The 26,670-nt window shown below is 40.7% G+C and carries 27 protein-coding genes and 1 pseudogene; 9 read left to right on the forward strand and 19 right to left on the reverse strand.

All coding sequences use genetic code 11. The features are described from left to right. A pseudogene (locus QZ157_RS00005) lies at positions 1 to 224 on the forward strand (methyl-accepting chemotaxis protein); the annotation flags it as partial. Between the two features lie 237 nt (positions 225 to 461). Here QZ157_RS00005 and QZ157_RS00010 read toward each other — a convergent pair. Beyond that, the gene (locus QZ157_RS00010) at positions 462 to 1,061 is read right to left on the reverse strand and encodes a prepilin-type N-terminal cleavage/methylation domain-containing protein (RefSeq protein ID WP_295140135.1); all 600 of its coding nucleotides are present in this window, start codon (positions 1,059 to 1,061) and stop codon (positions 462 to 464) included. Between the two features lie 198 nt (positions 1,062 to 1,259). Between QZ157_RS00010 and QZ157_RS00015 the strand changes: the two genes are divergently transcribed. The 3 genes from QZ157_RS00015 to QZ157_RS00025 all read left to right on the forward strand — a co-directional run bounded on the left by QZ157_RS00015 (position 1,260) and on the right by QZ157_RS00025 (position 2,576). Continuing rightward, on the forward strand, positions 1,260 to 1,724 hold the full coding sequence (locus QZ157_RS00015) for a hypothetical protein (RefSeq protein ID WP_295140138.1): 465 nt from the start codon (positions 1,260 to 1,262) through the stop codon (positions 1,722 to 1,724). Between the two features lie 113 nt (positions 1,725 to 1,837). Further along, on the forward strand, positions 1,838 to 2,095 hold the full coding sequence (locus QZ157_RS00020; RefSeq protein ID WP_295140140.1) for a hypothetical protein: 258 nt from the start codon (positions 1,838 to 1,840) through the stop codon (positions 2,093 to 2,095). A gap of 82 nt (positions 2,096 to 2,177) precedes the next feature. Then, the gene (locus QZ157_RS00025) at positions 2,178 to 2,576 is read left to right on the forward strand and encodes a hypothetical protein (RefSeq protein ID WP_295140143.1); all 399 of its coding nucleotides are present in this window, start codon (positions 2,178 to 2,180) and stop codon (positions 2,574 to 2,576) included. Between the two features lie 216 nt (positions 2,577 to 2,792). On the opposite strand, the gene QZ157_RS00030 is transcribed toward QZ157_RS00025, so the two are convergent. From QZ157_RS00030 to QZ157_RS00040, 3 genes are all read right to left on the reverse strand, one after another. Further along, positions 2,793 to 3,611 (reverse strand): DUF2314 domain-containing protein, encoded by an 819-nt coding sequence (locus tag QZ157_RS00030; protein WP_295140145.1) that lies wholly within the window; start codon positions 3,609 to 3,611, stop codon positions 2,793 to 2,795. A gap of 570 nt (positions 3,612 to 4,181) precedes the next feature. After that, positions 4,182 to 5,000 carry a cytochrome-c oxidase gene (locus tag QZ157_RS00035; protein WP_295140148.1) on the reverse strand — a complete coding sequence of 273 codons (819 nt, stop codon included), beginning with the start codon at positions 4,998 to 5,000 and terminating at the stop codon, positions 4,182 to 4,184. Between the two features lie 192 nt (positions 5,001 to 5,192). After that, on the reverse strand, positions 5,193 to 6,737 hold the full coding sequence (locus tag QZ157_RS00040; RefSeq protein ID WP_295140151.1) for an inorganic phosphate transporter: 1,545 nt from the start codon (positions 6,735 to 6,737) through the stop codon (positions 5,193 to 5,195). 130 nt (positions 6,738 to 6,867) lie between these two features. Between QZ157_RS00040 and QZ157_RS00045 the strand changes: the two genes are divergently transcribed. Continuing rightward, positions 6,868 to 7,305: a GatB/YqeY domain-containing protein gene (locus QZ157_RS00045; protein ID WP_295140154.1), complete on the forward strand. Its 438-nt coding sequence runs from the start codon at positions 6,868 to 6,870 to the stop codon at positions 7,303 to 7,305. A gap of 1,300 nt (positions 7,306 to 8,605) precedes the next feature. On the opposite strand, the gene QZ157_RS10580 is transcribed toward QZ157_RS00045, so the two are convergent. The 15 genes from QZ157_RS10580 to QZ157_RS00120 all read right to left on the reverse strand — a co-directional run bounded on the left by QZ157_RS10580 (position 8,606) and on the right by QZ157_RS00120 (position 23,852). Further along, on the reverse strand, positions 8,606 to 9,868 hold the full coding sequence (locus tag QZ157_RS10580; RefSeq protein WP_363147455.1) for a methyl-accepting chemotaxis protein: 1,263 nt from the start codon (positions 9,866 to 9,868) through the stop codon (positions 8,606 to 8,608). 13 nt (positions 9,869 to 9,881) lie between these two features. Beyond that, positions 9,882 to 10,385: a PAS domain-containing protein gene (locus tag QZ157_RS00055; RefSeq protein ID WP_295140157.1), complete on the reverse strand. Its 504-nt coding sequence runs from the start codon at positions 10,383 to 10,385 to the stop codon at positions 9,882 to 9,884. 25 nt (positions 10,386 to 10,410) lie between these two features. Beyond that, on the reverse strand, positions 10,411 to 11,661 hold the full coding sequence (locus QZ157_RS00060) for a type II secretion system F family protein (protein WP_295140159.1): 1,251 nt from the start codon (positions 11,659 to 11,661) through the stop codon (positions 10,411 to 10,413). Continuing rightward, a complete protein-coding gene (locus QZ157_RS00065) occupies positions 11,658 to 13,415 on the reverse strand; it encodes a GspE/PulE family protein (protein ID WP_295140162.1) in 1,758 nt (585 codons plus the stop codon). The genes QZ157_RS00060 and QZ157_RS00065 overlap by 4 nt, the downstream gene beginning before the upstream one ends. A 59-nt stretch (positions 13,416 to 13,474) precedes the next feature. Further along, a complete protein-coding gene (locus QZ157_RS00070; protein WP_295140165.1) occupies positions 13,475 to 14,368 on the reverse strand; it encodes a transformation system protein in 894 nt (297 codons plus the stop codon). Beyond that, entirely contained in the window at positions 14,361 to 15,185 is an 825-nt protein-coding gene (locus QZ157_RS00075) for an ATP-binding protein (protein ID WP_295140168.1), read from the reverse strand. The genes QZ157_RS00070 and QZ157_RS00075 overlap by 8 nt, the downstream gene beginning before the upstream one ends. After that, the gene (mshL, locus tag QZ157_RS00080) at positions 15,175 to 16,776 is read right to left on the reverse strand and encodes a pilus (MSHA type) biogenesis protein MshL (RefSeq protein WP_295140169.1); all 1,602 of its coding nucleotides are present in this window, start codon (positions 16,774 to 16,776) and stop codon (positions 15,175 to 15,177) included. The genes QZ157_RS00075 and mshL overlap by 11 nt, the downstream gene beginning before the upstream one ends. Beyond that, on the reverse strand, positions 16,754 to 17,179 hold the full coding sequence (locus QZ157_RS00085) for a hypothetical protein (RefSeq protein WP_295140171.1): 426 nt from the start codon (positions 17,177 to 17,179) through the stop codon (positions 16,754 to 16,756). The genes mshL and QZ157_RS00085 overlap by 23 nt, the downstream gene beginning before the upstream one ends. Next, complete coding sequence (gene pilO / locus QZ157_RS00090; RefSeq protein WP_295140174.1) at positions 17,158 to 17,820, reverse strand: type 4a pilus biogenesis protein PilO; 663 nt, start codon at positions 17,818 to 17,820, stop codon at positions 17,158 to 17,160. The genes QZ157_RS00085 and pilO overlap by 22 nt, the downstream gene beginning before the upstream one ends. Continuing rightward, positions 17,820 to 19,331, reverse strand: a complete 1,512-nt coding sequence (locus QZ157_RS00095) for a hypothetical protein (protein ID WP_295140177.1) — start codon at positions 19,329 to 19,331, stop codon at positions 17,820 to 17,822. Before QZ157_RS00095 ends, pilO begins: the two co-directional genes overlap by 1 nt. 107 nt (positions 19,332 to 19,438) lie before the next feature. Next, positions 19,439 to 20,308: a GTPase Era gene (gene era / locus QZ157_RS00100; RefSeq protein WP_295140179.1), complete on the reverse strand. Its 870-nt coding sequence runs from the start codon at positions 20,306 to 20,308 to the stop codon at positions 19,439 to 19,441. Next, positions 20,305 to 21,627, reverse strand: coding sequence for an HslU--HslV peptidase ATPase subunit (gene hslU, locus QZ157_RS00105; RefSeq protein ID WP_295140181.1), 1,323 nt, complete (start codon positions 21,625 to 21,627; stop codon positions 20,305 to 20,307). Before hslU ends, era begins: the two co-directional genes overlap by 4 nt. Before the next feature lie 7 nt (positions 21,628 to 21,634). Then, positions 21,635 to 22,168, reverse strand: coding sequence for an ATP-dependent protease subunit HslV (gene hslV / locus QZ157_RS00110; RefSeq protein WP_009494476.1), 534 nt, complete (start codon positions 22,166 to 22,168; stop codon positions 21,635 to 21,637). Continuing rightward, the gene (gene rplI, locus QZ157_RS00115; RefSeq protein WP_002945216.1) at positions 22,169 to 22,615 is read right to left on the reverse strand and encodes a 50S ribosomal protein L9; all 447 of its coding nucleotides are present in this window, start codon (positions 22,613 to 22,615) and stop codon (positions 22,169 to 22,171) included. Between the two features lie 13 nt (positions 22,616 to 22,628). Then, complete coding sequence (locus tag QZ157_RS00120; RefSeq protein WP_122873877.1) at positions 22,629 to 23,852, reverse strand: argininosuccinate synthase; 1,224 nt, start codon at positions 23,850 to 23,852, stop codon at positions 22,629 to 22,631. A 166-nt stretch (positions 23,853 to 24,018) separates the two neighbouring features. Here QZ157_RS00120 and QZ157_RS00125 point away from each other — a divergent pair, with 166 nt between their 5' ends. From QZ157_RS00125 to QZ157_RS00140, 4 genes are read left to right on the forward strand one after another with little or no spacing between them, the layout of a single operon-like run. Then, positions 24,019 to 24,264, forward strand: a complete 246-nt coding sequence (locus tag QZ157_RS00125; protein WP_295140191.1) for a S4 domain-containing protein — start codon at positions 24,019 to 24,021, stop codon at positions 24,262 to 24,264. Beyond that, positions 24,261 to 24,662: a tRNA (adenosine(37)-N6)-threonylcarbamoyltransferase complex ATPase subunit type 1 TsaE gene (gene tsaE, locus QZ157_RS00130; protein ID WP_295140193.1), complete on the forward strand. Its 402-nt coding sequence runs from the start codon at positions 24,261 to 24,263 to the stop codon at positions 24,660 to 24,662. The genes QZ157_RS00125 and tsaE overlap by 4 nt, the downstream gene beginning before the upstream one ends. Then, positions 24,655 to 25,383: an LPS export ABC transporter ATP-binding protein gene (gene lptB / locus QZ157_RS00135; RefSeq protein ID WP_002947715.1), complete on the forward strand. Its 729-nt coding sequence runs from the start codon at positions 24,655 to 24,657 to the stop codon at positions 25,381 to 25,383. Before tsaE ends, lptB begins: the two co-directional genes overlap by 8 nt. Beyond that, positions 25,383 to 26,645, forward strand: a complete 1,263-nt coding sequence (locus tag QZ157_RS00140) for an RNA polymerase factor sigma-54 (RefSeq protein ID WP_295140197.1) — start codon at positions 25,383 to 25,385, stop codon at positions 26,643 to 26,645. The genes lptB and QZ157_RS00140 overlap by 1 nt, the downstream gene beginning before the upstream one ends. Positions 26,646 to 26,670: the final 25 nt, after the last annotated feature.

A 26,670-nucleotide genomic window follows, 5' to 3' on the forward strand; every position in this document is an offset into this window, starting at 1 on the left:
AAATCGAAGCTAACGCAAACGTACTAGCTCAAAGCATCAACGAGATGAGCGAGAGTATCAGAGAGCAAAGCGAGGGCATAAATATGATAAATCAAAGCGTGAGCCAGATAGATGATATAACCAAGCAAAATATCGGTATCGTAAGCACCACGAACGAAATCACGTCTCAAATCGACGACATGGCTAAAACGATAGTCGCAGACGTAAGGAAAAATAAATTTTAATCAAGCCGAATTTGGCTCTGGCGGGCTTTGTCGTAAATTTAGCCCGCCTTTAATCTTTTTTAAATGCATAAAGATATCCGTGTAATAAAAAGAGTCCAAAATAACTTATCTCAACGGTTTTTAATACTAAGTTTCTTGTGCAGTTTTTTATATACAATACATAAGGCTCTCTTTAACCTAAGCTCAAACCAAGGAGTATTTGGTCTTGAGTCAAGATTTTTATAATCTACTATTAAATCAGATATCTTCGTAACTTACTGTCATTGCACCGGTAATTGGGGCAACGGTTATAGTGGCTTTTTTGTGCTTTGTTTCAACTTTTATTACACAAGGAGATTGATAAAACGCACTGTTTATTGCATCATTACCATATCCTCTTGCTAAATTTCTAGGGTCTAATATACGACCGTATTCGTCAAAACCTATCTGATGCATTGGATCCGGCTGATAAACGACAGGGCAGTCGATATCGGCATATGTTACGCCGTATTTCTTATCTAAAACTCCTTCTATATCTCTTCCTATTTCACTTTTACTTATTACATAACTATTACTGCTTACCCTAATTCTCCAACGCTTCGTATACCAATTTGGATCAGTTGGATCGAATGTATTATCTTGCATCGCTAAAAGCTGAGTTTTTCTAACGGCAGCCATGATGTCGTCTACGGCAGAGCCTAACTGATCCCGGTCTAGTCTAGGTAAAGCAGCTAAAGCTAAAATGCCTACTGCGACTATAACAATGACGAGTTCTAGCATCGTAAACGCTTTTTTAAATTTATAGGATTTTTTGTTTATATAACGCTCTGTATTTAGGCAATCACTAATTTTACTCATATCTATTCTTTTTAAATATTTTTTAAGTTAATTTTACAACTTTGATTATAAAATCAAGCTAAATTTAATTTCAAATTTGATATTTTTGCCGTATATTTTTTAAATTTTAGTAAAATATTATAAAGGTATTTTAAAAGAATTGTTTAAAGACGCTAGTAGTAGAATATAAAATGTAATCTTAACTTAAAGGAATTTGGATTGAAAAACTTTTTGCAATCTGTCTTTATACTCGCCGCTTTTACCGCCGTCCTCTTTTATCTTTCGTATTTGGGAGTTAAATTTGATAAATTTGGCTCAAGCCCAGTGCCGACGCATTTTACCGTCACGCCGGACACCAAGATAGACCCGAACTCCGAGCTAGCCAAATACGTAACGCAAGAGGAAGTGGACGATTTTGCTTTTAGATACTGGGATATAGACGAATACGAGGAAAACAACGCCACCCTTAACGCTTTAAGAAATTTGCTGAGACTAAAAGATACGGATAAGATTTTAAATTTTATGACAAGAAACGGGCTTAGCGCCGACGTAAAGATGAAGGCAGGCACTACTCCGCTGATGTATGCTAGCTTTTATGACGACGAAACCACGGCAAAAAGACTCATGGAGATGGGCGCAAACGCTCATGCGAAAGATAACTACAAACTCTCGCCCCTGGCATAGAAAATAACTCTACAAAGACCGTTAAGCTACTGCTTGATAGCGGAGTTAAATTTAGCAATAAAGAAAAAATTCAAAGATATTTAAAAGCGCCCCAAAACGATAGGATAAAAAGCTTGACTATCAACGGAGATAATATATTTGTAGAGTATGAAGTAAAATACGGTCAGAAAAACGAAGGCTCAAAAGGCTGGATATTGCCTTTTGATTATATTACCTTTGGCAACTTTACCGAGATGCTACAAATACTATTTAGTATGGGGTATTTTGACGAGAATGGCAACTATTTTAAAGATATGGAATATATGCCAAACTACGAACCTATGCTAAATTTGCTACTAGACAACAACATTTCGGGGCAACCTACTTACTAGCAAGGAGCTGAAAGAGGCGTATAAAAAATGCTATATAAGACACAAGTGGGCAGTTGAAGACAAAGAAAAATACATCTATAAAATGAATCAAGGCAGAGACGAAGAGGCCGAAGAAAAGATAAAGAAAAAGTATGATAAATACAAATATGCTCCTTACTGGCACATATATCAAGACGGCCTCTTACAATACAAACCAAAGCCGATAGACCCGAAAAAGATAGAAGAATTTGACAAAGAGATAGACTACTATAAGCAACATTGTTCAGATGAAAATTCTACGTTTAAAGATACCGAATCTTTTGTAAAATGGGCAAATGAAGAAAAAAGATGGGAATATGTACGGCAGTTTTTAGAAGCGCACAAAAACAACCCCGCAAAGGTAATCTATATCGACGCCAATATAAGCAGTCAAGACAAAGAAAAGCTAATATCCAATAAACTAATCCAAAAATTAAGTAGTAAAAATGCCGCAGAGCGATAACAACGCAACGATAAATAACGATGAGCTAAACCTAGTCGTAGAAGAAGCATCTAAAGAGATAGCGGGCTGTTAAATTCTTTTGTAAGCCAGTAACCGCGATTTTGCTTTTATACGACACTAGGCCAATTTACCGACGGCAAAGAGCCGCGTGCGCGGCGCTATAAGCTCGCAAAGTGAAATTTGAGCCGTAAATTTAAGCTTTCTTGCGAGTATAAACTACTCGTTAAGCGCCTGCACTACGTGATCCCAGCCAAGCGCCCTAGCGTAGTCTAGTGCGGTTTTGCCGTGGATATTTTTAGCGTTTTTATCAGCGCCCTTAGCGAGCAAAATCTCGACCGCCGTACGGTTGCCGGCAATCGCCTCGCGGTGGAGCATCGTATAGCCCTCATCGTCGGCCTGCGTTATCTCTTTTGGATTTTGGCTTAAAAACTTTTGCAACTCTTCTTTCATATTTACGCTCATCGGATGCTCGATGAGATTTTGCGGATGCGTATCTTGCTCGTAGGCTAGCAAAACTACGTCCGGATCGCCGAAATCCAGCCCCCATGCCTCGTCGTGTTCGGCACGCTCGTCCTTACCCATAGCTTTACGCATGGCTTGCACGCTAAAGCCGCCGTATGCTCTACCGTCTACCGCAAACATCCAGTCGCTGATTTGCTCTAGCGGCACCGCGACTTCGTCGCCGCTTGCGACGCTAGTTAGTATGCCTGGGTCGTTGGCCAGCACGCCGTAAACGCGCTCGCCGTCAAAATACACGTCGTTTATCCACATGTGCTCGACCTCCGTATGGCCGCCGATATCTTGCGAAAAGGCAACCTTGACGCAAGCGAAGTCAAGCCCCGGGATAATGCGGTGATTTTCCCAGTATAGCTCGCGCCAAAAGTACCCAAAGCTCTCTCTAGCCTGCCTAAAAGCCTCTAGCATCGCCGCGTCTTCGCCGTCTGCATAAAACACAGGTTCGTTTTCTTCTTTGTTTGCGCCTTTGCTGTTTTTTGCGTCCGACTCGTCGCCTAATATCTTTTTAAATAGTCCCATATTTTTCCTTTAATTTGAGTTTGTATTTGTTTAAATTTACCGCAAAACCCTCGCGTAAATTCGCCTATTTCGGTGGCCCGTGCGCTCAAGGCTATGGGGGGGGGTGCGAAGGGAATGCAAATCGTCGCGTCTTGATTTAAAAAACGAGTCGCGAATGCTAAAGCCGTTTTCGGACTTTTCGTTTGTATCCATCGTCTGCTCCTTTCGTTTGTTTTCCGCTTTTTAGCGCGTTTGACTTGTGGCGGCTGCTTGCTTTTTAGCTTAAACTCAGAGCCGCGTTTTTAAGCTCTTATCGCTTTATGTGCGGCGATTGATATAATTTTAGCCGCGAAATTTTAAGCTAAATTTATAAAACCGCTTCGTCTAAATTTAGGCTTTAGATTTTTGCCGCTTTGCATCCGCAAAACCGATATGCATTCCGGCTGATTTAGCATGATTTTGCGCGCTTGTTAGATTTAACCGCGAATTTAGGCTAAATTTAAGCTTGTTTATCCGTTTTGCCTAGAGTGCAAAATTTATCTGCAAATTTAGTCGACGCGTTTAAATTTAGTTTGAGATTAGCCGCGAAATTTAGTCGCAAAATCTCTCGTCGGCGCGATTTTGCTTGCGTTTTTTAAAAAATTCTTCTTTATTTTTAGGATCCGCAAAATACTCGTCTTGCTTTTGCAGGCTTTTTTCTAGTAAGCCTTCGGCATTTTTGAGCGCGGCTTTGCGATCTTTAAATTTAGACGGAAATCGCTCTAAAAACACCGCCTCGTAAGGGTGGGCTTTCGTCCATTCGTTTGCCCGCGAAACGGCGGCTCGTTGCTTTTTTAGATCGCAAAAGGCGTAGGGATTTATCACGTCGCCTACAAGCTTAACGAAGGCTAAATTTACGTCCATAGTGGAGGCAAATACCGGGTCTTTTACGTCTAAGACCTCGGTAAAAACGATGAATCTATTTTTGCCGGCATAAAACCAAAATGCCGCCTCGTCCTTTAGCCCCAGATCAAAGGCGCGCGCGGCAACCGTCATTAACGTGCTAGGCGCGACTAGCCCCGGCGCGTCCTCGATGATTTTTATCGCCTTTTGCAGACTTTCTACGTTATTTTCCATGAGTAGGCCATCTATCGCATCGTAAACGCGTACGTAATTAGGCATGCCGCCGCTTGCCGAGTAGAGATTTGAGACGTAGATATCGACGGAATTTACTTTTTGGGGCGCATCGTCGGCCGTTTGCGATACGAATTTAGCATTTTTGCTCGGCGTAAAATTTAACGCATCTGCCCTAGGCATCGGCGTTTTCGTGGATATCGCGGGATCTTCTTGTTTCATAGCTGCGTATCCTTGCGCGTTTATGATCGTAAAAGCAAGCGAGGCCGCAAGCGCGGCGGATAAAATTTTACTCATATTTTTCCTTTTTAAAAATTACCGACTGAGCGCAAATGCCGAATGCAAGCGATAAATTTTAAACGCAAATTTGCACGGCAAAGAGCGTGCTAAATTTAGCCCAATTTTATAAAATCGGCGACGATTTTACGAGCTTTAGATTAAAATTTACGCAAGCAAACGACAAATCCGCGCCCAAACTACGGGTTAAATTTATAATCCTAGCACCGTTTTTAACAGCATATAAATGAGCGCCGCCGAGCCGCCTGCGATAGGTAAAGTGATGACCCATGCAAGCACGATAGGTTTGACCATTTTCCAGTTGGCGTCGCGGTTTAGGATACCGATGCCAAGCACCGCACCGATGAGGATGTGCGTCGAGGAAACAGGGATACCTAGCTTGGTAGCTAGCAGGATAACGGTACTAGCGGCTAGCTCGGCACTAAAGCCCGTCGTAGGTAGGATCTCGGCCAGCTTGCTACCGATCGTGGTGATGACCTCTTTGCCTAGAAACCAAAGCCCGACAACAAGCGAGATACCAAACGTCACCATCGCGATGCCCGGCACCGGAGCGGTGGCGTTTATGGAGCCTGTTTTTAGTACGTCTAGGATCGCGGCAAATGGGCCCACGGCGTTTGCGATGTCGTTTGCGCCGTGAGAGAAGGCGAACGAGGAGGCCGTAAATATCTGAAACCACGAAAAAATGCGGTTCGTGCTCTTTTCTGCGTTATCTTTTTTCATCACGTTTATCATCGCAAGCGTGGCGAGATATGTGACGATACCGATGACGCATATGATCCAGATCGTGCCGATGAATCCGATGTCTAGATTTAGGTGCGCTAGGCCCTTAAATAGCATCATCGAGGAGATGATGATCGCGCCGATGCCCGCCACCATCGGGATGTGTTTGCGCATGGCTTTTGACGTGTCGATCTCTTTTTCGCGCTCTTTCATGGCTTTGATGGCGAGCTTGTATTCGCTGCGTTCGCCACTTTCAACGTCATCCTCGTCAAGGACCGCGATCTTGCTTAGTATTCTTATCTGTTCGCTTTCGGGTTTTGTTTTTAGCTCTTGCAGATAGCGCTCTTTGTAGGCTTTACGCTCGCGTTTTAGTACCTTTAGCTCAAGGGTAAATTTGCGAGTAGGAATCAAAATTTTAGATTTTATGTAGCCGTAAATGAAGTAAGAAAGGATGCCTCCTAGCAGCGGCGAGATCACCCAGCTCACGGCGATCCTACCTATCTCACCCCAGGAAACCATAGCTAGAGCCTTATCTCCGCCCATCGTCGTAAAGCCCATGGTAAGCCCGGCGCCGACGATACCGCCCACGATCGAGTGCGTCGTGGAGATAGGTAGGCCTTTTTTAGACGCGATAAATAGCCAAATACCGGAGCTCAAAAGCGCCGACATCATAATCAGCACAAAAAGCATCGGCTCGGTGCCCTCCTGCGGGAAGCTCACGATGCCCTCGCGGATGGTTTTGGTTACCTCTCCGCCGGCGAATATCGCGCCGCTGAGCTCGAAAATAGCGGCTATAACTAGGGCTTGCTTTATCGTGACGGTCTTGGCGCCTACGCTCGTGCCAAAGGAGTTTGCGACGTCGTTGCCGCCGATATTAAACGCCATAAAGATACCGAAAATACTAGCGATACTGAAAAGCAAAAAGTGATGAGTTGGGATGTACTGATAGCCCCAAATGAAAAATCCAAACGCGGTAATTATAAAGATCGCAAAGGCAAAAAGATTGTCGCTTCTCAAGCAAGTCCTTTTAAAAATGAATGGTTAATTATAGCTACATTTTTCTTAAGCAAGCCAAATTTAGGCGGTTTTATTAGCTTTAAATTTTAGCTTCGTTATAATTCGACCACTTAAATTTAAAGGAGAAAAAGTGACTATCAGAGAGAAAATTTTAGATGATATCAAGACTGCGATGAAAGAAAAAGATAACTTTCGCCGCGATACGCTAAGGCTCATAAACTCGGTCATCAAACAAGTCGAAGTCGATGAGCGCGCCGAGATGACCGACGAAAAGGTGCTACCGATCTTGCAAACTCAGATCAAACGCCGCATGGACTCTATCGAGCAGTATAAAAACGGCGATAGGGATGATCTGGCACAAAACGAGCAAAAAGAGATCGACATCATAAACGGCTATCTACCGAAGCAACTAAGCGCAGACGAGCTGGAGGCCGAGATAAAAGCGATCATCGCAGGCCTTGGCGAGGGCGCAAATATCGGCACTGTAATGAAAGCGGCCAAAGAAAAAATCGGAGCCAGAAGCGACGGAAAGAGTATAAGCGAGTGCGCAAAGAGGTTGCTGGGCTAAATTTGCATTTAAATTTGACCGAATTTGCTTTGGGATTTGGTCAAATTTGAGGTGAGGGCAGGCGAGCGTCGCTTGCTTTTACTTTTTGTTAAGTTGGCTAAAATTAAAATGCTTAAATAGCGGGCGCAAACTTATTATGTTTCACTACTTACGGTTTTTATCGGCGCATTTTGTACGCCGTTTCTAAGGTAAATTTAGCAAATTACGGGTTTTTGCCTTTCATAAATTTGTATTTCGAGATTTTATGCAAGTACTTTCAATGTGCCGTTGCTAGCGATTTAGCGCGATTTCGGCAAATTTAGCGGCTAGCCATACTTGGGCTTTTGCTTGCGCTTGTTAAATTTAGCGGCTGTACTTATCTACGAATTTTTATAAAAAGCTTGTAAATTTTAGGTATAAATAAGCTAAAACGCCGATTGTCAGGACTATTTGACCGAGTTCAGCTTCAAGTCTCGGTAAACGGAAACTAGTTTTTGTCTTTATATTTTGATCGGTATAAAATAAATCGTAAAATTTTAATGCGTGTCGCCTTTAAATCAGCCGAGGTTAGCGGGTTTTGGGTCTAAATCCGGTTAAATTTCAAGTTGGTAAAATTTCCAGCCATTGTTTAGTTTGGTATTTAAAATTTGCGGCTTTGCATTTGATTTTTGGTTGGATTGGCAAACCTTGCGCTTTAAATTTTGGAGAGAACGGCGATATTTCTTAAAAGTTTTTAACTTAACTATATTTTTAAAAAGCGTAAACATAGCGAAGTAGATATGCTAAAGCGCGACGGCAAGGAGTTTATACTTGGTCTGCTATGCTGGTAAGTTTAGTTAATACCTATATTATCATAGTTCCTTTAATATGGCACGTTTTATTAGTGGCAAACAAAGCAAAGCTAGCAGGGAGCCTCGACTTGCTTTATCGCTACAAGCAGACAAAGGCATGCTAAATATAGATTAGCTAAATTTAAAAGTAACTTCTCAAGCATAGCGCAATGATAACGCTAAGTAAAAGTAAATTTTACACTTCATTTAAAGAACATATTTTGCTTTATGCGGCTTAGCTATGGATGTAGAGAGGCTGGGTTTGGATATATGGCAACACCAAAGATACAAAATAAGCAAAGCGCTTGCGATGAAGTTTTGATAAAAAGGTTGTATTGCATTATTTTAAAATCTATAAGAGTTATATATAGCAAGATGAAGTAGCGGATAATAATCCGCTCAAGCTTATTTAGCGCAAATTCGATACTTGGGCGACATTTGCTGTATATAGGCTTGGAATTTAAGCCAAATGACTTAAATTCCAAGGTTTTTTATTTGGCGCTTTCTTCTATGGCCAAGTCTATGATTTTAAATATCTCGCCGCTTGCTTGTTTGACTTTTGTAAATCTATCGACGAATTTTTGGATATCTTTTATGTCGTATCCGTTCTTTGACTCTTCTAGATTTGCCATTACTAGGTCGCTGATTTGTGTTGCCGGTACGCTAGCTTTTTCAAAGCTTTTTGAGTTTGCGAAATACGGCGCGGCGCTCTCATACCATGCGTTTAAATTTTGAACCTGACGCTCCATATTTTCATCATATCCTCTTTCGTTTATAACGTTAGAGTAAGCCGTTTGCAAATACGTTACGCGGTTAATCTTACCGATGATGCCGATGGTTTTATTTTCGACGTATTTTGAAATTTTTGCGCTCTGCGTCGCGCCCTGGCTAAAGACGTTTACGGCATCTTTAAATTTAGCTACGCTTACATTGGCTACTTGCGCTATTTGCGTGATTTTGTTGGAATTTTCGTTTAAATCGTTTGTCTGTTGCTGAAGAGTTTGGATGTTTATACCTATCTCGCTAGTGGCCTTTTGCGTATTTTCGGCTAGTTTGCGTACCTCGTCGGCAACGACGGCAAATCCTCTACCGTGTTCGCCGGCTCTAGCGGCTTCTATAGCGGCGTTAAGAGCAAGTAAATTCGTCTGCTCGGCGATATCTTTGATTAAATTTACAACCGAAGAAATCTCCTCGGTTCTATGCGTTAAATTTCTAATAGCTTCCGTAGACTGGCTTATTAGGAGTTCAAGGTCGCCCATATTAACGCTTAGCTCGCTTACCGCGGACATACTTTCGTTTGCCTTAGATGAAGTATCTTGCGCCATAGTCGCTATTTGAGTTAGATTTTTAATGCTTTGATTTAGGTCGTTTTGTACTTCCAAAATACCGTCGTTACCGTTTCCTAATTCGCTAAATTTTTCCGAAAGCAGACCTCTTACCTTGCCTTTTTGTCCGGCTTTTATGCCCTCTACGCCCTCGCTCATCGAAACGGCGTTACTTTTAAAAAGGCCGCGAAAACCTTCCGTAAAGATATTCCTATATGTTATTCCGCTTTCTGCAGATTTTACGCAAGTTCCCATTTCTCGCTGTAAAGCTTCGATTTGATCAAGCAAATCGTTTATTCCAAGGGCGATTTTACCAATCTGCGAATTTGGATCGATTTGTAAAATTCTAGGTTCTAAAAAGCCGTTTCTGGCCTGCTCGACTACGTTTAAAATTTCATCGTAATTTACTTTTTCTTTCTTAAAAAACATTTTTTTCCTTGGTTTATAGTCTTTGCAAGTTATTCATTAGCTCATCGTAGCTTTTATTTTTTTCTTGTAATATGCTGTCAAGAAGTTTTGATGAAGCATCCATTCCGCCGTTTTTTTCGGCTTCTAAAAGTTGCTTGTAGAGCGGTATAATAACATCTAGCGCTTTTGGATTGGGCTTACGGCGAACAGAATAATAACCGATAATTTCGCCATTTTGATCCAGGGATGCGGTTACGTTGGCAAATACCCAGTAAAAAGAACCGTCAAAGCTTTTGTTTTTAACATAGGCAAAAACTTCTTTTTTATTTTTTACATACTCCCATAAAATTTTAAATACTATGCGAGGCATATCAGGATGCCTTACGATGTTGTGAGGCTTACCGATAAGCTCGTTACCTTTTGCTCCTACTATTTGAGCAAAAGGTATGTTGCAGTATATTATTCTGCCCTTGGTATCTGTTTTAGAGACCAAAAAAGCATCGCTATTTACCTGTCTTTCCTGAAAGTTTTGTTGCATTAGCTTTCTTCCTTTTTCCTATTTCTTATTTGCGACCCTGAACCGCATTTCCAAGATCCCACATAGGCATAAATATACCAAGAGCCAAGAGTATAACCATGGCCGCCATAAACAAAAGCATAATAGGCTCTATATAGCCTGATATATTATCTACTAGGTCGCTAAATTTGGCTTTGTAATAATCCGTTACTTTCTCAAGCATTGCGTCTATTGCACCGCCTCTTTCTCCTGCGCTTAGCATCTGAATAAGCATACTCTCGTAAAGTTCGGTATCTCTCATAGCTTCAGTTAGTGATATACCTCTTTGGACGGCTATTTTTATAGTTGCGAGCTTATCGTGTATTTCTTGGTTGTCAACTGTCAATGTCGCCGTTTCCAAAGCCTCCGCTATCGGGATACCGGCTCTAACTAGTTCTGTAAAAATTAGGTTAAATCTATTCATGGTAGAATAAAATATGATTTTATTTATTAAGTACACCTTTAATAAAAATTTATCAAAGCCATACTTAAAATCTTGATTGGTTTTATATAGATGCTTCATAATGAAAATAGTAGCTATAAAACCAATTAACATATAAAGACCGTAATTACTAAGAGCGCTTTCTATGCCGAGTAGGATAATAGTCGGGGTTGGTAGATCTGCCCCAAGTTGCTCAAAAATCTCTCTAAATTTAGGTACGACATACATCATAAGTACTATAAAGGCAATGGCCATAGCCGACATTACGGTTATGGGATATCTCATAGCTTTTTTAAATTTTCTCTGATTTTCCCAAATTTCTTGCAATATATCAGATAGTTTTTGTAAAGACTCCGACATATTACCTGTATTTTCACCTAGTTTTATCATGGCTATAACTACATCGCCTAATTGATTTTTAAATTTCATAATAGCATCGGTAAGGCTTTGACCTTGGTTAAGATCGTCGTTTAGCGTCGTAAATATCGCCTTTAGTTTTTTATCTTCCGTTGACTTTGCCACCTCTTTTATGCTGTCGTGGATTGAAATTCCGGCATTTGTCATAACGCTTAATTGTCTAAAAGAAGCAATTAGATTATTTATCTTTATCTTTGAGCCGCCTAAAAAGACGGACATTTTTTCTACCAAATCTCCAAACTGTTCTTGAATGGGAACATTTTTTGTTTCTCCGACTTTTACGACTACGCCGGCATTCCTAGTTTTTGCTATGGCTTGCGCCTCGCTTTTATTATTGGCCTTTAGGGTCATCTTTTGCCTACGACCGTTAGCCATATATTCTACTTCAAAAAATTTCATATTTTAGCCACCCTAAATACTTCATCTATCGTTGTAACGCCTCTAGCTGCTCTTATGATTCCGTCTTTAAACATATCTATAAAGTGTTCTCTGTATGCAACTTCTTTAATGGCTTCTTTTGTCGTACCGTTTGCTATCATTGCTGAAATAGTATCGCTTATCGGTAAAACCTCGCTTATCATTTCTCGGCCCATATATCCCGTTTGAGAGCATTGATCGCAACCGACATGTTTGTAAAACTGATATTCTTGCGGTAAAAAGTCTTTAAACTGCTCTTGTAAATTTGAAGGTAAAATCGTCTTTTGTTTGCAGTTCGGACATAATTTTCTTACAAGTCTTTGAGCCTCTATGGCTACCAACGCTCCACTAATAAGATAAGGTTCTATGCCCATATCTGCTATTCTAGTAACCGCGCTTATCGCATCGTTCGTATGCAGCGTTGAAAATACTAAGTGACCGGTTAAGGCTGCTTGAATAGCAATGCGAAGAGTTTCCTGGTCTCTGATCTCGCCTATCATTATAATGTCGGGATCTTGTCTTAAAATAGAGCGAAGAGCGGCGGCAAACGAAAGACCGACTTTTTCATTGACGTGGACTTGTTGAATCATATTTAGTTGATATTCCACCGGATCTTCAACTGTAATGATCTTAGTCTCTACGCTTTTTATATCGTTTAGAGCCGCATATAGCGTAGTTGTTTTACCGGAGCCGGTCGGGCCGGTAACCAATATAATACCGTAAGGTGCCTTCATTGCTTTGTTAAATTTCTCAAAAGTAGCCGGATGCATACCTAAATTCTCAAGGCTTATTAGAACTTTTGACTTATCTAGGATACGTAAAACTATACTTTCGCCATGTAAAATAGGCAATGTAGAGATACGAAAATCGTATTCTTTGCCTGCTACTTGAGCTGAAAATCGACCGTCTTGAGGTTTTCTACGCTCTGCTATATCCATATTAGAAAGTAGCTTCATACGCGATACTAAAGGGGGAAATAAGTCTTTGTCAAATATAAAAAGCTCGGCTAGCATGCCGTCTATACGACCTCTGACGACGCAGTTTGTCGTAGTAGCTTCTATATGTATATCGCTTGCCCTACTAACGATAGATGTTCTTAAGATAACTTCAATAAGTTTTAAAATACCAGAACTATTTTCGTCGGCATTACCGCCAATAACCGTTGTAGACGAGAGCTCTTTTCTAATTTCTGCTACGATGCCTTTGACGCTATCGTTTAGCTCGACTTTGCTAAGATATTTGTCTATTTTGGCAGGATCTGCAATAACGGTTTTTAGTAGCTTTCTGCTAAATATAGACTGAAGCCTATCTTGGGCTGACATATCAAATGGATTTTTAAAGGCGACATATACCGCAATTTCATCTTCTTTGACAGGAAGGGCTTCGTGCGTTTTAAGTTGCGTCAATGGTGCTTTTTCGCAAAGCCTATAATCTATGTCCACATTATCTAGTTCAATATACTCTAGTTTAAATTTAGAAGCTATATATTTTAGAAAATCTTTTAAATTTACTGCAAAATTCTCTGTTATTTCATTTATATTTAATCTTTGTTTTTTATACAATTCACCTAAGATATCGTAGACGAGTTCGTCTTTTAAGTCTGGTATTTCTTGGTGGATTATTGTTTCAAAATCATCTTTTTCTTTTAACTGCATTGTGATATTTTGATACTGAGTATTCGATATTAATTCATTTTTTTGCGCAGTAGCTAAAAATAGTTCATAAACTTTTTTCACTAAAAAATATCCTTTTATTTCCTAAAATAAAATACATTAAGTAAGATACTACATAAATTTTACAGTGCAGTATCGTCTTCTATCTTTTTCATTAAATCTTCGATATTGGCAGAATTTGCCTTATCGTTATAAATTTTTAAAACGCTTATGGCATCGTTTTTTTGCTTAAGATTATATTTAGATTTAGCAAATATAATCCAACTTTCTTCGTTATTGCTATCCAATTCATTAGCGATTAGAGCCCATTTTTCACTATTTTGATAATCTTTTGTGCTGTAGTATCTTTTTGCTATCAAGACGGCTATGTCTGAACTGTTAGCTTTATCAAATTTTGCCTTTAACTCATCAACTGAAACCTCTGAGGCAGATGACTGTATTTGAAATTTATTAATGCCTTGCCCGCTTGATGTATTTTTTGATGAAAAGGAACCATCAGAATCAAAATTTATCTTTTCTTCTGTAGGTGTTTTTACGGCAATTTGTTTACCGCCTATATTTTTAGCTCCTGAAAAACTACCGATAGGGTCTGCACTACTTGGCAAATCATTGACATTTACCCAACCGTGTTGCTCTTCTTGCGGATCAATATCTCCAGCTATACTGACATTGCTATTTTGCTTTTCAGGCAGGTTTTCATTTATACCAAAATTGTCCGAATTTAAAAGAGTATTATCTGATGGGTCTAGATTTCTCTTTTGTTCGTTAATCTCTGAATGTTTAGAGTCTTTACTTGGCTCTTTAATTTCGTTACTTATAGCGCTACTAGCAACGCCGCTAACCAGTGAATCCTTTAGTAGATAAAATGTAAGCGATGATACCGATACGGATATAGCAAGTACGGCAGATACTGCGTAAATATAATTTTTTTTGTCTTTAAACTTAAACTCTTTTCTTTTCTTGTCATAGGCTCTCCATCGCCTTTCTAGCTCCAATACTTCGTATGTCTCAAGCATCTATAAGCTCCGATTTAATGGCTGCCATTTCTATTATTTTAGTTACCATCGTATTGCCTCCTATTATAGTAGGTTGATTTGCGTCAAAATACTCGTAAAGTTCAAAAATATTAAACATAAGCTTATTTAACATCCTTAAATTACCCTTGCTTAAACTATTTAAAATTTCAAACTGACTTTCCGTAAATTTTGAAAAAATATAATAAAACTGATTGTTCTGAAATTTATTCTCCAAATAAACCTTCATCTCGCCGACATCAACAGATCCCATTTCGATATTTTCCCATACTCTAGTCTTAAAATAATCTCTTGAAAGTATATCTTTGTCTATATACTCATGCGTAGCAAATAAAAATTTAAATAATCCGCTATCTGACATTATGCGAATCTTCTCCAGTAAAATTTCTGGATACAACTGAGATTCATCTAGTATGACTACTACCGGTTTTCTATCTTGCACGTCATCTGTTTTTGCTTTGTATATTTTAATAAATTGCTCGTAACTCCCTATCTTTTCTTGAGGTTCCTTTTTAAAAATTCCTTCATATAACGACGTTACGAATTCCGCTTCATTGAAAAAAGGATAAGGGAAAAAAACTATATCACCTTGCTCTTTTAGGTCTGAGACTATCTTTTTTAATAAAAAGGTTTTGCCACACCCAGGCTTACCGTAAAATACGATAAGCTTTACCGGTTTTTGCAATAAATCCAAAATTTTCTTATATGCTACTATAGACTTATCCAAATTGATATAGTCTGATTCTTGCCCTATATCGGCAAAAATATTTTTTATAGTAGTATATTTGTTACCGCTCATATATCGACCTTGAAAATCCCAAATCTTTTAGTGATTGATTTATCGGCGTTGGATTTGATATATCAACTATTCTTGGGGTTATTATAAAAACAAGTTCAGTAGTTCTTAGACTATCTTTTGTGCTCTTGAAAGCATTCCCGAGAACTGGAATATCTCCTAAAAAAGGAACTTTGGTATTGTCTTTACCTTTGGATTGAGCTATAAGACCTCCTAAAACAATAGTATCGCCGCTATTAACCTGTACTACTGTCGAAAGTTTTTTCTGTACAGTATCTGGAGCTATTTCACGTATGGCGGTACTTTGTCTAGTATCGTCTTCATTGTATTTAAAACTACTTAATGACGGGTTTATTCTAAGCATAATCTTATTGTCGTCTGAAACTTCCGGTAGAATATTTAGTAATATACCTATAAATACAGAATACTGCTTATATGTAACGGTAGTCCTACCGCTTAGGGAATTATTGTTTTGACTTTCTTGCTGGACGCGATAGTTTACATTGTCGCCTACGGATATTAAAGCTTGTTGATTGTTTAGTGTTGTAATTTTAGGGCTTGATACTATCTTTGTGCGGCCATTAGTTTCAAGGAAATTGAGTACGCCATCTAGGTTAAAGTTAAATCCGGCAATCAAATTCATACTTTGAGAAAAACCGCCTCCAAGACCATTTCCTCTATTTGACCAAAATAGATCATTTGCAGGTATTAATCCATAAGTTCTACTCAATGTAGTTGTAGGATTTCCGTTGGCATCTTGTCCTACTGTTTCTGTTACTCCGGTTGTAACTGGACGGTTATATAGTCCAGTTTTAAATCCTATATTAAATTTACTCCAATCCACGCCTTTTGTGTAGCTATTTGCAAGTTCGACAGATATTATTGATACGTCAATCACTACCTGTTTTTTTAGCCTTTCTTGTATATCTTTAATGTATTCGGAAACCCTCCTTAGCTGAGCCGCAGTACCAGTAACCGTTACTAGTCCTGCATTTGCATTAATAACAGGATCTGGTGCAACTATACTTTCTGTGGTATTATTTAGGATGGCTTTTATCTCTGTATCAAGCTTTTCCCAAAAATCAAATTTTTCTGTAGTCTTTATAATATTATCAAGCTTACCACCGCCGCTACCGATATCTCCGGCAGCCTGATCTTCTTGCTCTTCTCCAACTTCTGTGGGCGCTGAATCAACAGATGCTTTTGTTATTGCGGTACCCTCTCTAATGGAAGTTATGTAATCGATCTTAAAAGTCTTTGTTTGAAGAGAAGAAATTTTTAACACATCTTGAGAAAACGTATAGCTCATATCTTTTTCAGATAGCAATAAAGCAAAAATTTCATTTAGCGTTTTATCTTTTATGTTTACGCCAAAGATTTGCTCACCTATTGCATCTTTTGCAAACTGATCTTTTGATACGATACTAAAATGACACATATCTGAGAGTTGGGTTAGTATCTCTTGTACTGTAACTTGCTCGTTTATTTTAAGATTAAATACCCTATTATCACAGCTACCGGCACTAAGTGAAGATAATGTTAACGCCGTAAATATAGAAATAGGTATGATTTTATTTAATTTTAATGATAACATTTTTATTTTCCCCTTTTTTTAAATTTAAATCTATTTTTTGTTCTTTATTTGCTAGGATAGCACTTGATCCTCTGATTGCCGATAGTTCATATTCGCCTATTTTATCTCTTATTTGATACCATTTTCCATTAATTTTTGCTTTATTATTAAATAAAGCTTGTAATTCAAATATACTAGCCGTAGAGTTACTTTCAGTGTTATAGACGGCAGCTTTTGTTTTAAGAAAAGGATCCGACAGCTTATTTAAATCAGAAGCATCAAGTCCCTTCCTCTCTTTGTTTATAGCCGCAAATTTATTCTCATACCCCTCAATTTCGCTTTGGGTATCGCTGGCAAAAGATGCTAAATTTGCTAACAATAGTAAAGTAATGCCGTATGTTTTCATTGATATTTCATCCCCCATACATATACTCCTAGATTGCCCTTAAGTTTTCCGTTTGTGGAATTGATGTCTATATTGCTCACATCAACAACTAATTTTGATTCTTCAATGGCATTAATATATCCTACTATATCTTTAAAGCCACCGTCCACCGATATGTTTATATCTAGCATTTGCTCTATCTTTTCGGCGCTAGGTTCCTTAAAGGTGTTTGATATTTTTGTTATTTTTACATTATTTTTATTTGCTAGTAAAGCTAAGTTATCTAAAAAGTCGGCCCAGCTTTGTTCGCTAAATATCAAGTAAGATAACTCTTTTAGCTTATCATCAAAGTACTGGTTCATTTTTTGCGTATCTGCAAGTTTTATCTGTAATTGTCTAATATCATTTTTTTCTTGATTTATTTTGAAATTTCTATCGTTATTTCTATCGTTATTTAAACTTAAGCTATCAAGCTTATTATTAACTTCGTTTAGCTCGGTTGTCACAGAGCTATTTTCAGACATTGAGCTGTCATGGTACTCTTGTGCATACGGCATGATTGCATAGTATATAACGACTCCGCTAAGTATTAGACTTGCAAGAAGCATTACGGAAACTTCACTTGGTTTCTTATTGTCGAAATAGTTATCGATTTTTGTAAAAATATTATCATTTCTCATTATTTTATCTTTATAGTAACATTTGTTTCATATGAAGGAACTCCATATTTTTTGTCAAGGGATATCTCTTTTGTCGTTATAGAGTATTTATCTGAATTACTAATATTTTGTATAAGTTCAGTCAGTTTTTTCTCATCCTTGCTAACTAGCATAATCCTCATATCTCTATTTGAATTCACTATCTTGGCTGTTTGTATATCTTTGTTGTTTATTAGATTACTAAGTTCAAACAAAACTATACTTTTCATAGGATATTCTACTTTTTTATTATAAATTTCAGAGATCGTATTTTTTCTAAAATTCATCTTTTCTTCTTCTAGCCCGATATTTGCGGTTATATTGTTTTTTTCTTGTTGTAGCCTTGCTAGCTCTGCTTCTATTCTCTGTAAGTCTCTCTGGTTTACTTCAAGCTCGCTTCTCTTGTCAGCCGTATCTATATCTGTTATCGTAGCAAAAACGTAAAGATATATCGGCCAAGCTATACCGCCTAAAATACCCAGCAGAGAATACATTATTAGCTTACCGCTACTGCGTTGAAATAACGGAAGCGGCCTTAAAAAATTTGAAAAGTTGAAGCTATTGTCGCGAGTCTCTTGATGGTACTGCGCATTAACTACTAAGATTTCATTTAGGGTACTGGCTTGAACTTCTTTTGAGTTTATGGCTACTGAAACATTAAGGTTGCTTGCGATTAAGCCAATTTTTTCTTTAATGCATTCGCAAAAATCTCCCATCGGGATATCTGAGACTATATATAAATTTGATATATTGGCCCCGCCAAATCTATTTAAGCTATCAATTACATCGCTAGTATAATAAATTATCTCATCAAAAATTTCTATTATAAGAGACTTATTCCTTTCATCTGGCGTATTTGTACCGTCTTTTATGATATTAAAAAAAGAGCTATCATTTAACTTATCGCCGCTTAGTGTGGAAAATTTTTCGCTTATAGTTTTTGATGAGTACCTAAACGGCCTTGATTGCGCATATTCGCCGTTTTGATATACGGCTATAAAGGCATCGTCTTCTTGCATTACTATAAATGCGTCTACATTTTGGGCTGATAGTATATTTTTCTTATACAGCGCCTCAAAAGTCAAAGGGGCGGCTACTACATAGTCTATATACGGTACTTTTTTGACAAATAGCGAAAATAATTTATCGCTTGATAATACATCTGATATAAAGACATTGAAAATTTTATTTTCGGACGAAAGCCCGTTAAATTCGTTATATACTATTTTGTATTCGGCTGCCGGATCCAAACTAAATAATTCATAGGCTTTAATCGTGATTAAATTCGATACATCGTCTTCTTCGGTTGTGGACGGTATCTCCACATTTCCTACAATAAGATCTTTATATTTTATGTATGACACAAAATAGCTATTTTTATTGGCTTTGCTTAATTCCACGGGTTGAATTTTGTTGTCGGAAAAAGCAAAAGATGTTTGCAAGTATGGATCATACGCGACTATTGCCGGAGTAGCGTTTTTACTTTTTGCCATTTTTATCCTTCCTTTATCTGCGACTTGCTTTAAATTTAGCCACTGCTAAATCATATACAAATCACATATGTATTATATCATAAAAAGTGACGCAACTTAATAATTATTTATAAAATATTCAAGCTTTTTATAGTTTTTTCGTCTTTACGCCAGTCTTTTTTCACAACTACAACGAGCTTTACGAGGATTTTTTGTCCCGTAAAATTTGATATTAACTTTCTTGAATTTATCCCGATTCTTTTGATGGTTTGTCCGCTTTTTCCGATAATCATAGATTTATGTATCTCGCGCTCGGTAATTATGGTAGCATAAATTTCAGTTATTTCAGGTTTTTCTTTGACTTTATCTATGAGTACGTCGGTAGAGTAGGGGATCTCGTCGCTTAGATTGTCATAGAGCGCCTCTAGGATAAATTCGCGAAAAATTTCCTTTTCATTTGTCGGCGTTAAAAATTCCGGGTCGTAAAAATACTCGTGCTCCGGCAAAAGTTTGCAAATTTCATCCAAAAGCGGCTTTTTATAAGTTTGCCTTTTGACGCTAAAAGGCAAAAGCGCTGTAAATTTATCTTGAAATTTTTGATATTGCGCGATTTTTTCAAGCACTTTAGTGTTTGAGACCTCATCAACCTTGGTGAGCACCAAGATGTGAGGTTTTTGTGGATTTAAATTTAGAAATTTGACGTAGTCGTCTATACCGTCGTGAATAGGCGCCAAAAAGACAATAGCATCGCAGTCGCCCATCGATTTTATCGCTTCGTTTATCATGAGTTTATTTAGCGTCTTGTTGCTCTCGTGAAGTCCCGGCGTATCGGTAAAAACGACCTGATCTTCGCCGTTCATCACGATACCGCTGATCTTGCGCCTCGTGGCGTTTTGCTTGTGCGAGACGATGGTGATCTTCGCATCAAGCAAAAAATTTAAAAGCGAGCTTTTGCCTGCATTCGTACGCCCTATGATGCTAACAAAGCCTGATTTCATAAGATATATCTCGCTAGATCTTGATCCTCGACGACGTCTGAGAGGCGCTTTTCTACGAGGGCTTTGTCTACTTCTACCGTTTCGCCGCCGTGCTCGTTAGCCTCAAAGCTGATATCCTCTATCACGCGCTCGATCACGGTGTGTAGGCGTCTAGCGCCGATATCTTCCATTTTTTCGTTGGCGTTTTGAGCTATTTTAGCGATAGCTCTGATAGCGTCATCCGTAAATTTAAGATCCACGCCTTCTGTTTTTAAAAGTGCTTCGTACTGCTTAAGCAGCGAATTTTTAGGCTGAGTTAAAATTTGATACAGCGCGTTTTCATCTAGGCTATCAAGCTCTACTCGCAGCGGAAAACGCCCTTGAAGCTCCGGAATTAGGTCGCTTGGCTTGCTGATGTGAAAGGCACCTGCGGCGATAAAAAGGATGTGATCGGTCTTTATGGCGCCAAATTTGGTCGTCACCGTCGAGCCCTCCACGATAGGTAGCAAGTCGCGCTGTACACCTTCTTTGCTCGGGTCTTGCCTGCCGGAGTTTCCGGAGCTCACCGCGACTTTATCTATCTCGTCGATAAAGATTATGCCCTCGTTTTCGGCTCTTCGCACGGCCTCGGTTTTGATGCTCTCCATATCTAAAATTTTATCGCTAGCTTCGTTTTTGAGCGCCTCTTTGGCGTCTTTTACCTTCATCTCTTTTTTGACGGTTTTGTTGCTTAGGCCGATGATTTTAACAAAGCTCTCTTGCATTTGCGCCATATCGGGCGGCACGTTCGCACCCGCGTCAAAGCTATTTTGCACGACCTCTATTTCGATGCTTAGATCATCCAGATCGCCGTTTTCTAGCCTACTCATCATCTTTTCGTAGCTTTTTTCGTAGTCTGCTTTTTTCTCTTCGCTCGCACCCGTCGGCAGAGGCGGCAGGAGTTTTTTTATTATCTTATCTTTTACGTATTCATCGATTTTCTCGCGGTTTTTCTCGCGCTGTTCGGCTTTGACCAAATTTACCGACGCAGCCGCCAGGTCGCGCACCATGCTTTCTACGTCGCGTCCGACGAAGCCCACTTCGGTGTATTTGCTAGCTTCTACTTTGATAAACGGCAAGCCCATCATCTTTGACAAGCGCCTTGCGATCTCGGTTTTGCCCACGCCAGTCGAGCCTATCATTAGGATGTTTTTTGGCATGATATCGTCTTGCATCGTTTTATCCAGCTTCATCCTGCGGTAGCGGTTTCGTAGCGCGATGGCGATGATCTTTTTGGCGTCTTTTTGCCCGATGACGTAATCGTCTAAAAATTTCACTATCTCTTTTGGGGTTAAATTCATCTTTTCTCTATTCTAAAACGTAGGTTTTTATGTTCGTGTTCGTATAAATACAAATTTCGCCCGCGATCTTTAGACTCTCTTTTACGAGCTCCTCTTCGTCGATCTGGGCAAATTTATCCAGCGCGCGGGCGGCAGAGAGGGCGTAGTTGCCGCCGCTTCCGATAGCGGCTATCTTGCCGTCCTCCGGCTCTACGACGTCGCCAGTTCCGCTTAAAAGGAAAATTTTCTCGCGGTCAAGCACCAGCATCATAGCTTCTAATTTTCGCAGGTATTTATCCTTGCGCCACTCTTTGCTAAACTCGATCACCGCTTTTAGCAGGTCGCCTTTCGCGTGATCTAGGTTGTTTTCAAACATATCAAAGAGATTAAACGCATCGGCGGTGCTGCCGGCAAAGCCCGCCAGGACCTTGCCGCCGTGGATTTTGCGGATTTTTACCGCATTGCCTTTTAGCACCGTGTTGCCAAAGCTAACCTGCCCGTCGCCGCCGATGACCGATTTATTCTTGCCTTTGTAGGCTAAAATGGTAGTCGCGTGAAACACTTATTCGCCCTCGACGTCTAGTTTTAGCGTGGCGCGCACGGCGTGACCGAGCTTGACGTCCACTTCGTAGATACCTGTCGCTTTTATGGTGTGCGCGAAGTCAAATGCCTTTTTATCTACGACCAAATGATGATTTTTTTCTAGCGCTTCTGAAATTTCATCCTTCGTCACCGCGCCAAATAGCGCGCCGTTTGCTCCGAGCGGCTTTTTAACCTTGAGCGTGATTTTTTCGATCTCGGATTTTAGCTTTTCTATATTTGCGATCTCGTATTTTAGCTCCTCGGCCTTGCGTTTTTGCTCGGCTTCGTACTGGCGCAAAACATCTGGAGTCGCGGCTTTAGCAAAGCCTTTGCCGATTAGGAAGTTATTGCCATATCCTTCTTTTACCTCTTTGATTTCGCCGGCTTTTCCGAGCGATTTTACGTCTTTTATTAGTAGTACTTTCATTTTTATCCTTTATTTAGTTAAATTTTCGTCCGTTTTTGCGTCCGATGATAAATCTTAGCGCGTTTAGTTTGATAAATCCGTTTGCGTCTTTTTGGTCAAACACGCTGTCTTCTTCAAACGTACAAAACGCCTCGCTAAAGAGATTATCCGTCTTGCTATCGCGTCCTAGCACGATTACGTTGCCTTTGTAGAGCTCGACTTTGACCGTTCCGTTTACGTTTTCTTGACTTTTGTCGATGAGCGCTTGTAGCATGATGCGCTCAGGCGACCACCAGTAGCCGTTATAGATGAGTTCGGCGTAGCGAGGCATCAGCTCGTCTTTTAGGTGGGCCGCGCCGCGGTCTAGCGTGATACTCTCGATCGCGCGGTGAGCTTTTAGCATTATCGTGCCGCCCGGAGTCTCGTAGCAGCCGCGGCTTTTCATACCGACCGAGCGGTTTTCTACGAGGTCGAGTCTGCCGATACCGTGTTTGGCGCCTAGGCGGTTTAGTTCGGCTAGCAGCGCTGCCGGGCTCATTTTTTTGCCGTTTATGCTAACGGGATCGCCTTTTTCGTAGCCGATTTCTATTATTTCGCTTTCGTTTGGTGCGTCTTTTGGGCTTACCGTCCAGCGCCACATATCGGCTTCCGGAGCGTGAGCAGGGTTTTCAAGCACTAGACCCTCGTAGCTGATATGGAGCAAATTTGCATCCATAGAGTAGGGGCTTTTGCCCGGTTTCTTTTCTATTTTGATACCGTTTTTTTCTGCGTATTTTAGTAGCTTTTCGCGGCTGTTTAGATCCCACTCGCGCCAAGGGGCGATGATGGTTAGGTTATCTCCCAGCGCGTAGTAGCCTAGCTCAAAGCGCACTTGGTCGTTGCCTTTGCCGGTCGCTCCGTGGCTTACGCCGTCGGCGCCTACTTTGGCGGCGATTTGGGCTTGTTTTTTAGCTATCAGCGGGCGAGCTATCGAGGTGCCTAGCAGGTACTCGCCCTCATAAACGGCGTTTGCTCTAAACATCGGAAATACGAAATCCCGCGCAAATTCTTCTTTTAAATCCTCTATAAATATATTTTCGGGTTTTATGCCAAGCTCGAGCGCTTTTTGGCGTGCGGGTTCTAGCTCCTCGCCCTGGCCGATATCGGCGGTAAAGGTCACCACTTCGCATTTATACTCGTCTTGCAGCCATTTTAAAATAATGCTCGTATCAAGTCCGCCCGAATAGGCGAGAACGACTTTTTTCACGTCTTTTTTCATTCTCTATCCTTTATATTGAGATGACGCGTATTTTAGCCAAATTTGATTAATTTGTTATAAATATTTCCGCTAAAATCGCGTACGCTAAACGTCAAATTTATATTAAATTTAATATGTAGCTGCGAGGAATTAAAAATTTAAGCCAAATTTGGCTAAAATCGCCGCCATGAGAGTAGATAAGTTTTTAAATACCGTAAATATTACAAAAAGGCGCGCGGTCAGCGAAGATATGTGCAAAAGCGGCGTCGTGAGCGTAAACGGCGTCGTCGCCAAACCCGCCAAAGAGGTTAAAATCGGCGACGTGATAACGATCAAATTTTTAACGAGAGAGGCGCGCTACGAGGTGCTAGCGATCCCGGAGACCAAAAGTATCCCAAAATCAGTCCAAGCGCTATACGTAAAAGAGCTATGATAGAGCTAAATTTAGGACTTGACGAGCTTAGCGAGGTGGTAAAAATTTTACCCCAAAGCGGCGTCGTTATCTTGCAGGGAAATTTAGCCAGCGGTAAAACGACGCTAGTTAAAGCCATCGTAAAAGCTCGCGGCATCGATACGGAGGTTACTTCGCCCACGTTTTCGGTCATGCAAAACTACGGAGATAAAATTTATCACTACGATATCTATCAAAACGGACTTGACGCGATTTTACAAAACGGACTTTTTGAAAATTTGCTAGAGGAAGGGCTTCACCTAGTAGAGTGGGGCGACGAGCGACTGGAAAAGGCGCTAGAAAATTTGGGCGAAAAATGCGTCAAGGTAGTCATCTCGCCTAGCCAAAAAGGGCGAAAATACGAGGTTTACGGTGCATAAATTAGAAGTTAAAGATTTACAAAAAACGATCAAAAAAACAAACATCATAAAAGGCATCTCGCTGGAGGTCAAAAGCGGCGAGGTAGTAGGGCTGCTAGGCCCAAACGGCGCGGGTAAAACGACGACGTTTTATATGATATGCGGGCTCATCTCGCCCTCTAGCGGCAGCGTGTTTTTAGACGGCGCGGACGTGACGAAGGTGCCGCTGCATAAGCGCGCGCATATGGGGATCGGCTATCTGCCGCAAGAATCAAGTATATTTAAAGACCTCTCCGTCGAGGAAAATTTACTGCTCGGCGCCGAGATCTTATATAAAGACGAAGCCGTCCGCGAGAAAAAAGTAAATGAGATGCTAAATTTGCTAAATATCGAGCCCATACGCCTGCGAAAGGGCGTGAGCCTAAGCGGCGGCGAGCGTAGACGCTGCGAGATCGCTAGAAGCCTCATCATCACGCCTAAATTTTTGCTTCTGGATGAGCCTTTTGCCGGCGTCGATCCGATCGCCGTTAGCGATATACAAAGTATCGTTCGCGACCTAAAGAAGCTTGGCATCGGCGTGCTCATCACCGATCACAACGTCCGCGAGACGCTAGCCATCTGCGACCGAGCCTACGTCATCAAGGACGGTAGCCTGCTAGCTAGTGGCAGCGCGAACGAAGTCGCGAACAACAAACTCGTGCGCACCCACTATCTGGGCGAAGAGTTTAAATTTGTAGAATAATGCTAAAGCAAACTCAAGCTCCCAAAAATAAGCTCTCGCACACGTTGCGCTCGTGGCTGCCGATACTAAGCAGCAGCGTTGAGGAGCTAAAGGAGACGCTTGAGCCGTTTTTAGCGGATAATCCATTCGCTAGCGTGCAGCAGCGAAATTTAAGCGAGCTACCAAGCGCCGCGCCATCCAAAAAAGAGAAAAATTTCTTCAAAGAAATATCAAAAAACAGCGTAACTGATAGTATTGAAAGCTTTAGCGTGGCTAAAACAGGGCTTTACGACAAGCTAATCGAGCAGATAGATAAGCCGCTGTTTCCAACCGAAAAATCCCAAAAAATCGCGATGAAAATCATCGAGTGTATAAACGAGGAGGGCTACTACGAACCTGAAGTATTTGACGAATTTAGCGAGGCGGAGATCGAGTCGGTGCGAAAGCGCTTTGCCTACCTCGAGCCCGCCGGCATCGGCGCAAAGGACTACAAGGAGAGCTTTTTGTTTCAGCTTGAGGAGCTAAATTTGGACGAGAAGCTCTTTGAAAGCACCAAAAAGCTTGCTCTAAATTTCGAAAATCTCTCCCAAATGCGCAAAATCCCGCTCTATAACGAAGCTCTAGCCGTCATCAAGAGGCTAAAAAACCCGCCCGCGATCGAGTATATGAGCGAGGCTGCGGCGATCATCCCGGATATCGTCATCGACACGAGCTCGGGCGGTATCGAGGTGCGCATCAACGACGATTTTTACCCAGAGATCGTCATCGACGTCGAGGGGCTAGACGAAAAAGAGAGCTTCGTCGCCTCACGCGTAAAAGAGGCAAAGGACCTCATAGACGCGCTTGACATGCGAAAAGCCACGCTGCGAAAGATCGCCCTCATGCTGGTTGAGTATCAGTATGATTACTTTTTCGGCGGCGACATCAAGCCTATGCGGCTAAAGGACATCGCCGAGGATCTGGGGCGAAACCCATCGACCATCTCGCGCGGCATCTCAAACAAATACCTCGAATGTTCGCGCGGACTCGTGCCTATAAAGAGCTTTTTTTCAGCCGCGATCGACGAGGACGTCTCAAATAAGGCTATCAAGGACTTCGTGGCAAATCTCGTTCGTAACGAAAATCCTGCCAAGCCGCTTAGCGATCTAAAAATTTTGGAGTTTATAAAGAAGGAATTTAACGTCGAGGTCGTCCGCCGCACGATAACCAAATACCGCCTGGCGCTAAATATCGGAAGTTCTAGCGAACGAAAAAAGACGTATCTTTTGCAGTCGGGTAAGTAAAATTTACCGCAAGCGGGGCGAGTAG

Source organism: uncultured Campylobacter sp. (genome assembly GCF_905372745.1).
Taxonomy (GTDB): domain Bacteria; phylum Campylobacterota; class Campylobacteria; order Campylobacterales; family Campylobacteraceae; genus Campylobacter_A.

Excerpts from the sequence above, each read along its gene's own strand:
- QZ157_RS00010 (WP_295140135.1), bottom strand. The coding sequence starts at position 1,061 with ATGAGTAAAATTAGTGATTGCCTAAATACAGAGCGTTATATAAACAAA.
- QZ157_RS00025 (WP_295140143.1), top strand. The coding sequence starts at position 2,178 with ATGAATCAAGGCAGAGACGAAGAGGCCGAAGAAAAGATAAAGAAAAAG.
- QZ157_RS00030 (WP_295140145.1), bottom strand. The coding sequence starts at position 3,611 with ATGGGACTATTTAAAAAGATATTAGGCGACGAGTCGGACGCAAAAAAC.
- QZ157_RS00035 (WP_295140148.1), bottom strand. The coding sequence starts at position 5,000 with ATGAGTAAAATTTTATCCGCCGCGCTTGCGGCCTCGCTTGCTTTTACG.
- QZ157_RS10580 (WP_363147455.1), bottom strand. The coding sequence starts at position 9,868 with ATGTTTTTTAAGAAAGAAAAAGTAAATTACGATGAAATTTTAAACGTA.
- QZ157_RS00055 (WP_295140157.1), bottom strand. The coding sequence starts at position 10,385 with ATGCAACAAAACTTTCAGGAAAGACAGGTAAATAGCGATGCTTTTTTG.
- QZ157_RS00060 (WP_295140159.1), bottom strand. The coding sequence starts at position 11,661 with ATGAAATTTTTTGAAGTAGAATATATGGCTAACGGTCGTAGGCAAAAG.
- QZ157_RS00070 (WP_295140165.1), bottom strand. The coding sequence starts at position 14,368 with ATGCTTGAGACATACGAAGTATTGGAGCTAGAAAGGCGATGGAGAGCC.
- QZ157_RS00075 (WP_295140168.1), bottom strand. The coding sequence starts at position 15,185 with ATGAGCGGTAACAAATATACTACTATAAAAAATATTTTTGCCGATATA.
- mshL (WP_295140169.1), bottom strand. The coding sequence starts at position 16,776 with ATGTTATCATTAAAATTAAATAAAATCATACCTATTTCTATATTTACG.
- QZ157_RS00085 (WP_295140171.1), bottom strand. The coding sequence starts at position 17,179 with ATGGGGGATGAAATATCAATGAAAACATACGGCATTACTTTACTATTG.
- pilO (WP_295140174.1), bottom strand. The coding sequence starts at position 17,820 with ATGAGAAATGATAATATTTTTACAAAAATCGATAACTATTTCGACAAT.
- QZ157_RS00095 (WP_295140177.1), bottom strand. The coding sequence starts at position 19,331 with ATGGCAAAAAGTAAAAACGCTACTCCGGCAATAGTCGCGTATGATCCA.
- era (WP_295140179.1), bottom strand. The coding sequence starts at position 20,308 with ATGAAATCAGGCTTTGTTAGCATCATAGGGCGTACGAATGCAGGCAAA.
- hslU (WP_295140181.1), bottom strand. The coding sequence starts at position 21,627 with ATGAATTTAACCCCAAAAGAGATAGTGAAATTTTTAGACGATTACGTC.
- rplI (WP_002945216.1), bottom strand. The coding sequence starts at position 22,615 with ATGAAAGTACTACTAATAAAAGACGTAAAATCGCTCGGAAAAGCCGGC.
- QZ157_RS00120 (WP_122873877.1), bottom strand. The coding sequence starts at position 23,852 with ATGAAAAAAGACGTGAAAAAAGTCGTTCTCGCCTATTCGGGCGGACTT.
- QZ157_RS00125 (WP_295140191.1), top strand. The coding sequence starts at position 24,019 with ATGAGAGTAGATAAGTTTTTAAATACCGTAAATATTACAAAAAGGCGC.
- tsaE (WP_295140193.1), top strand. The coding sequence starts at position 24,261 with ATGATAGAGCTAAATTTAGGACTTGACGAGCTTAGCGAGGTGGTAAAA.
- QZ157_RS00140 (WP_295140197.1), top strand. The coding sequence starts at position 25,383 with ATGCTAAAGCAAACTCAAGCTCCCAAAAATAAGCTCTCGCACACGTTG.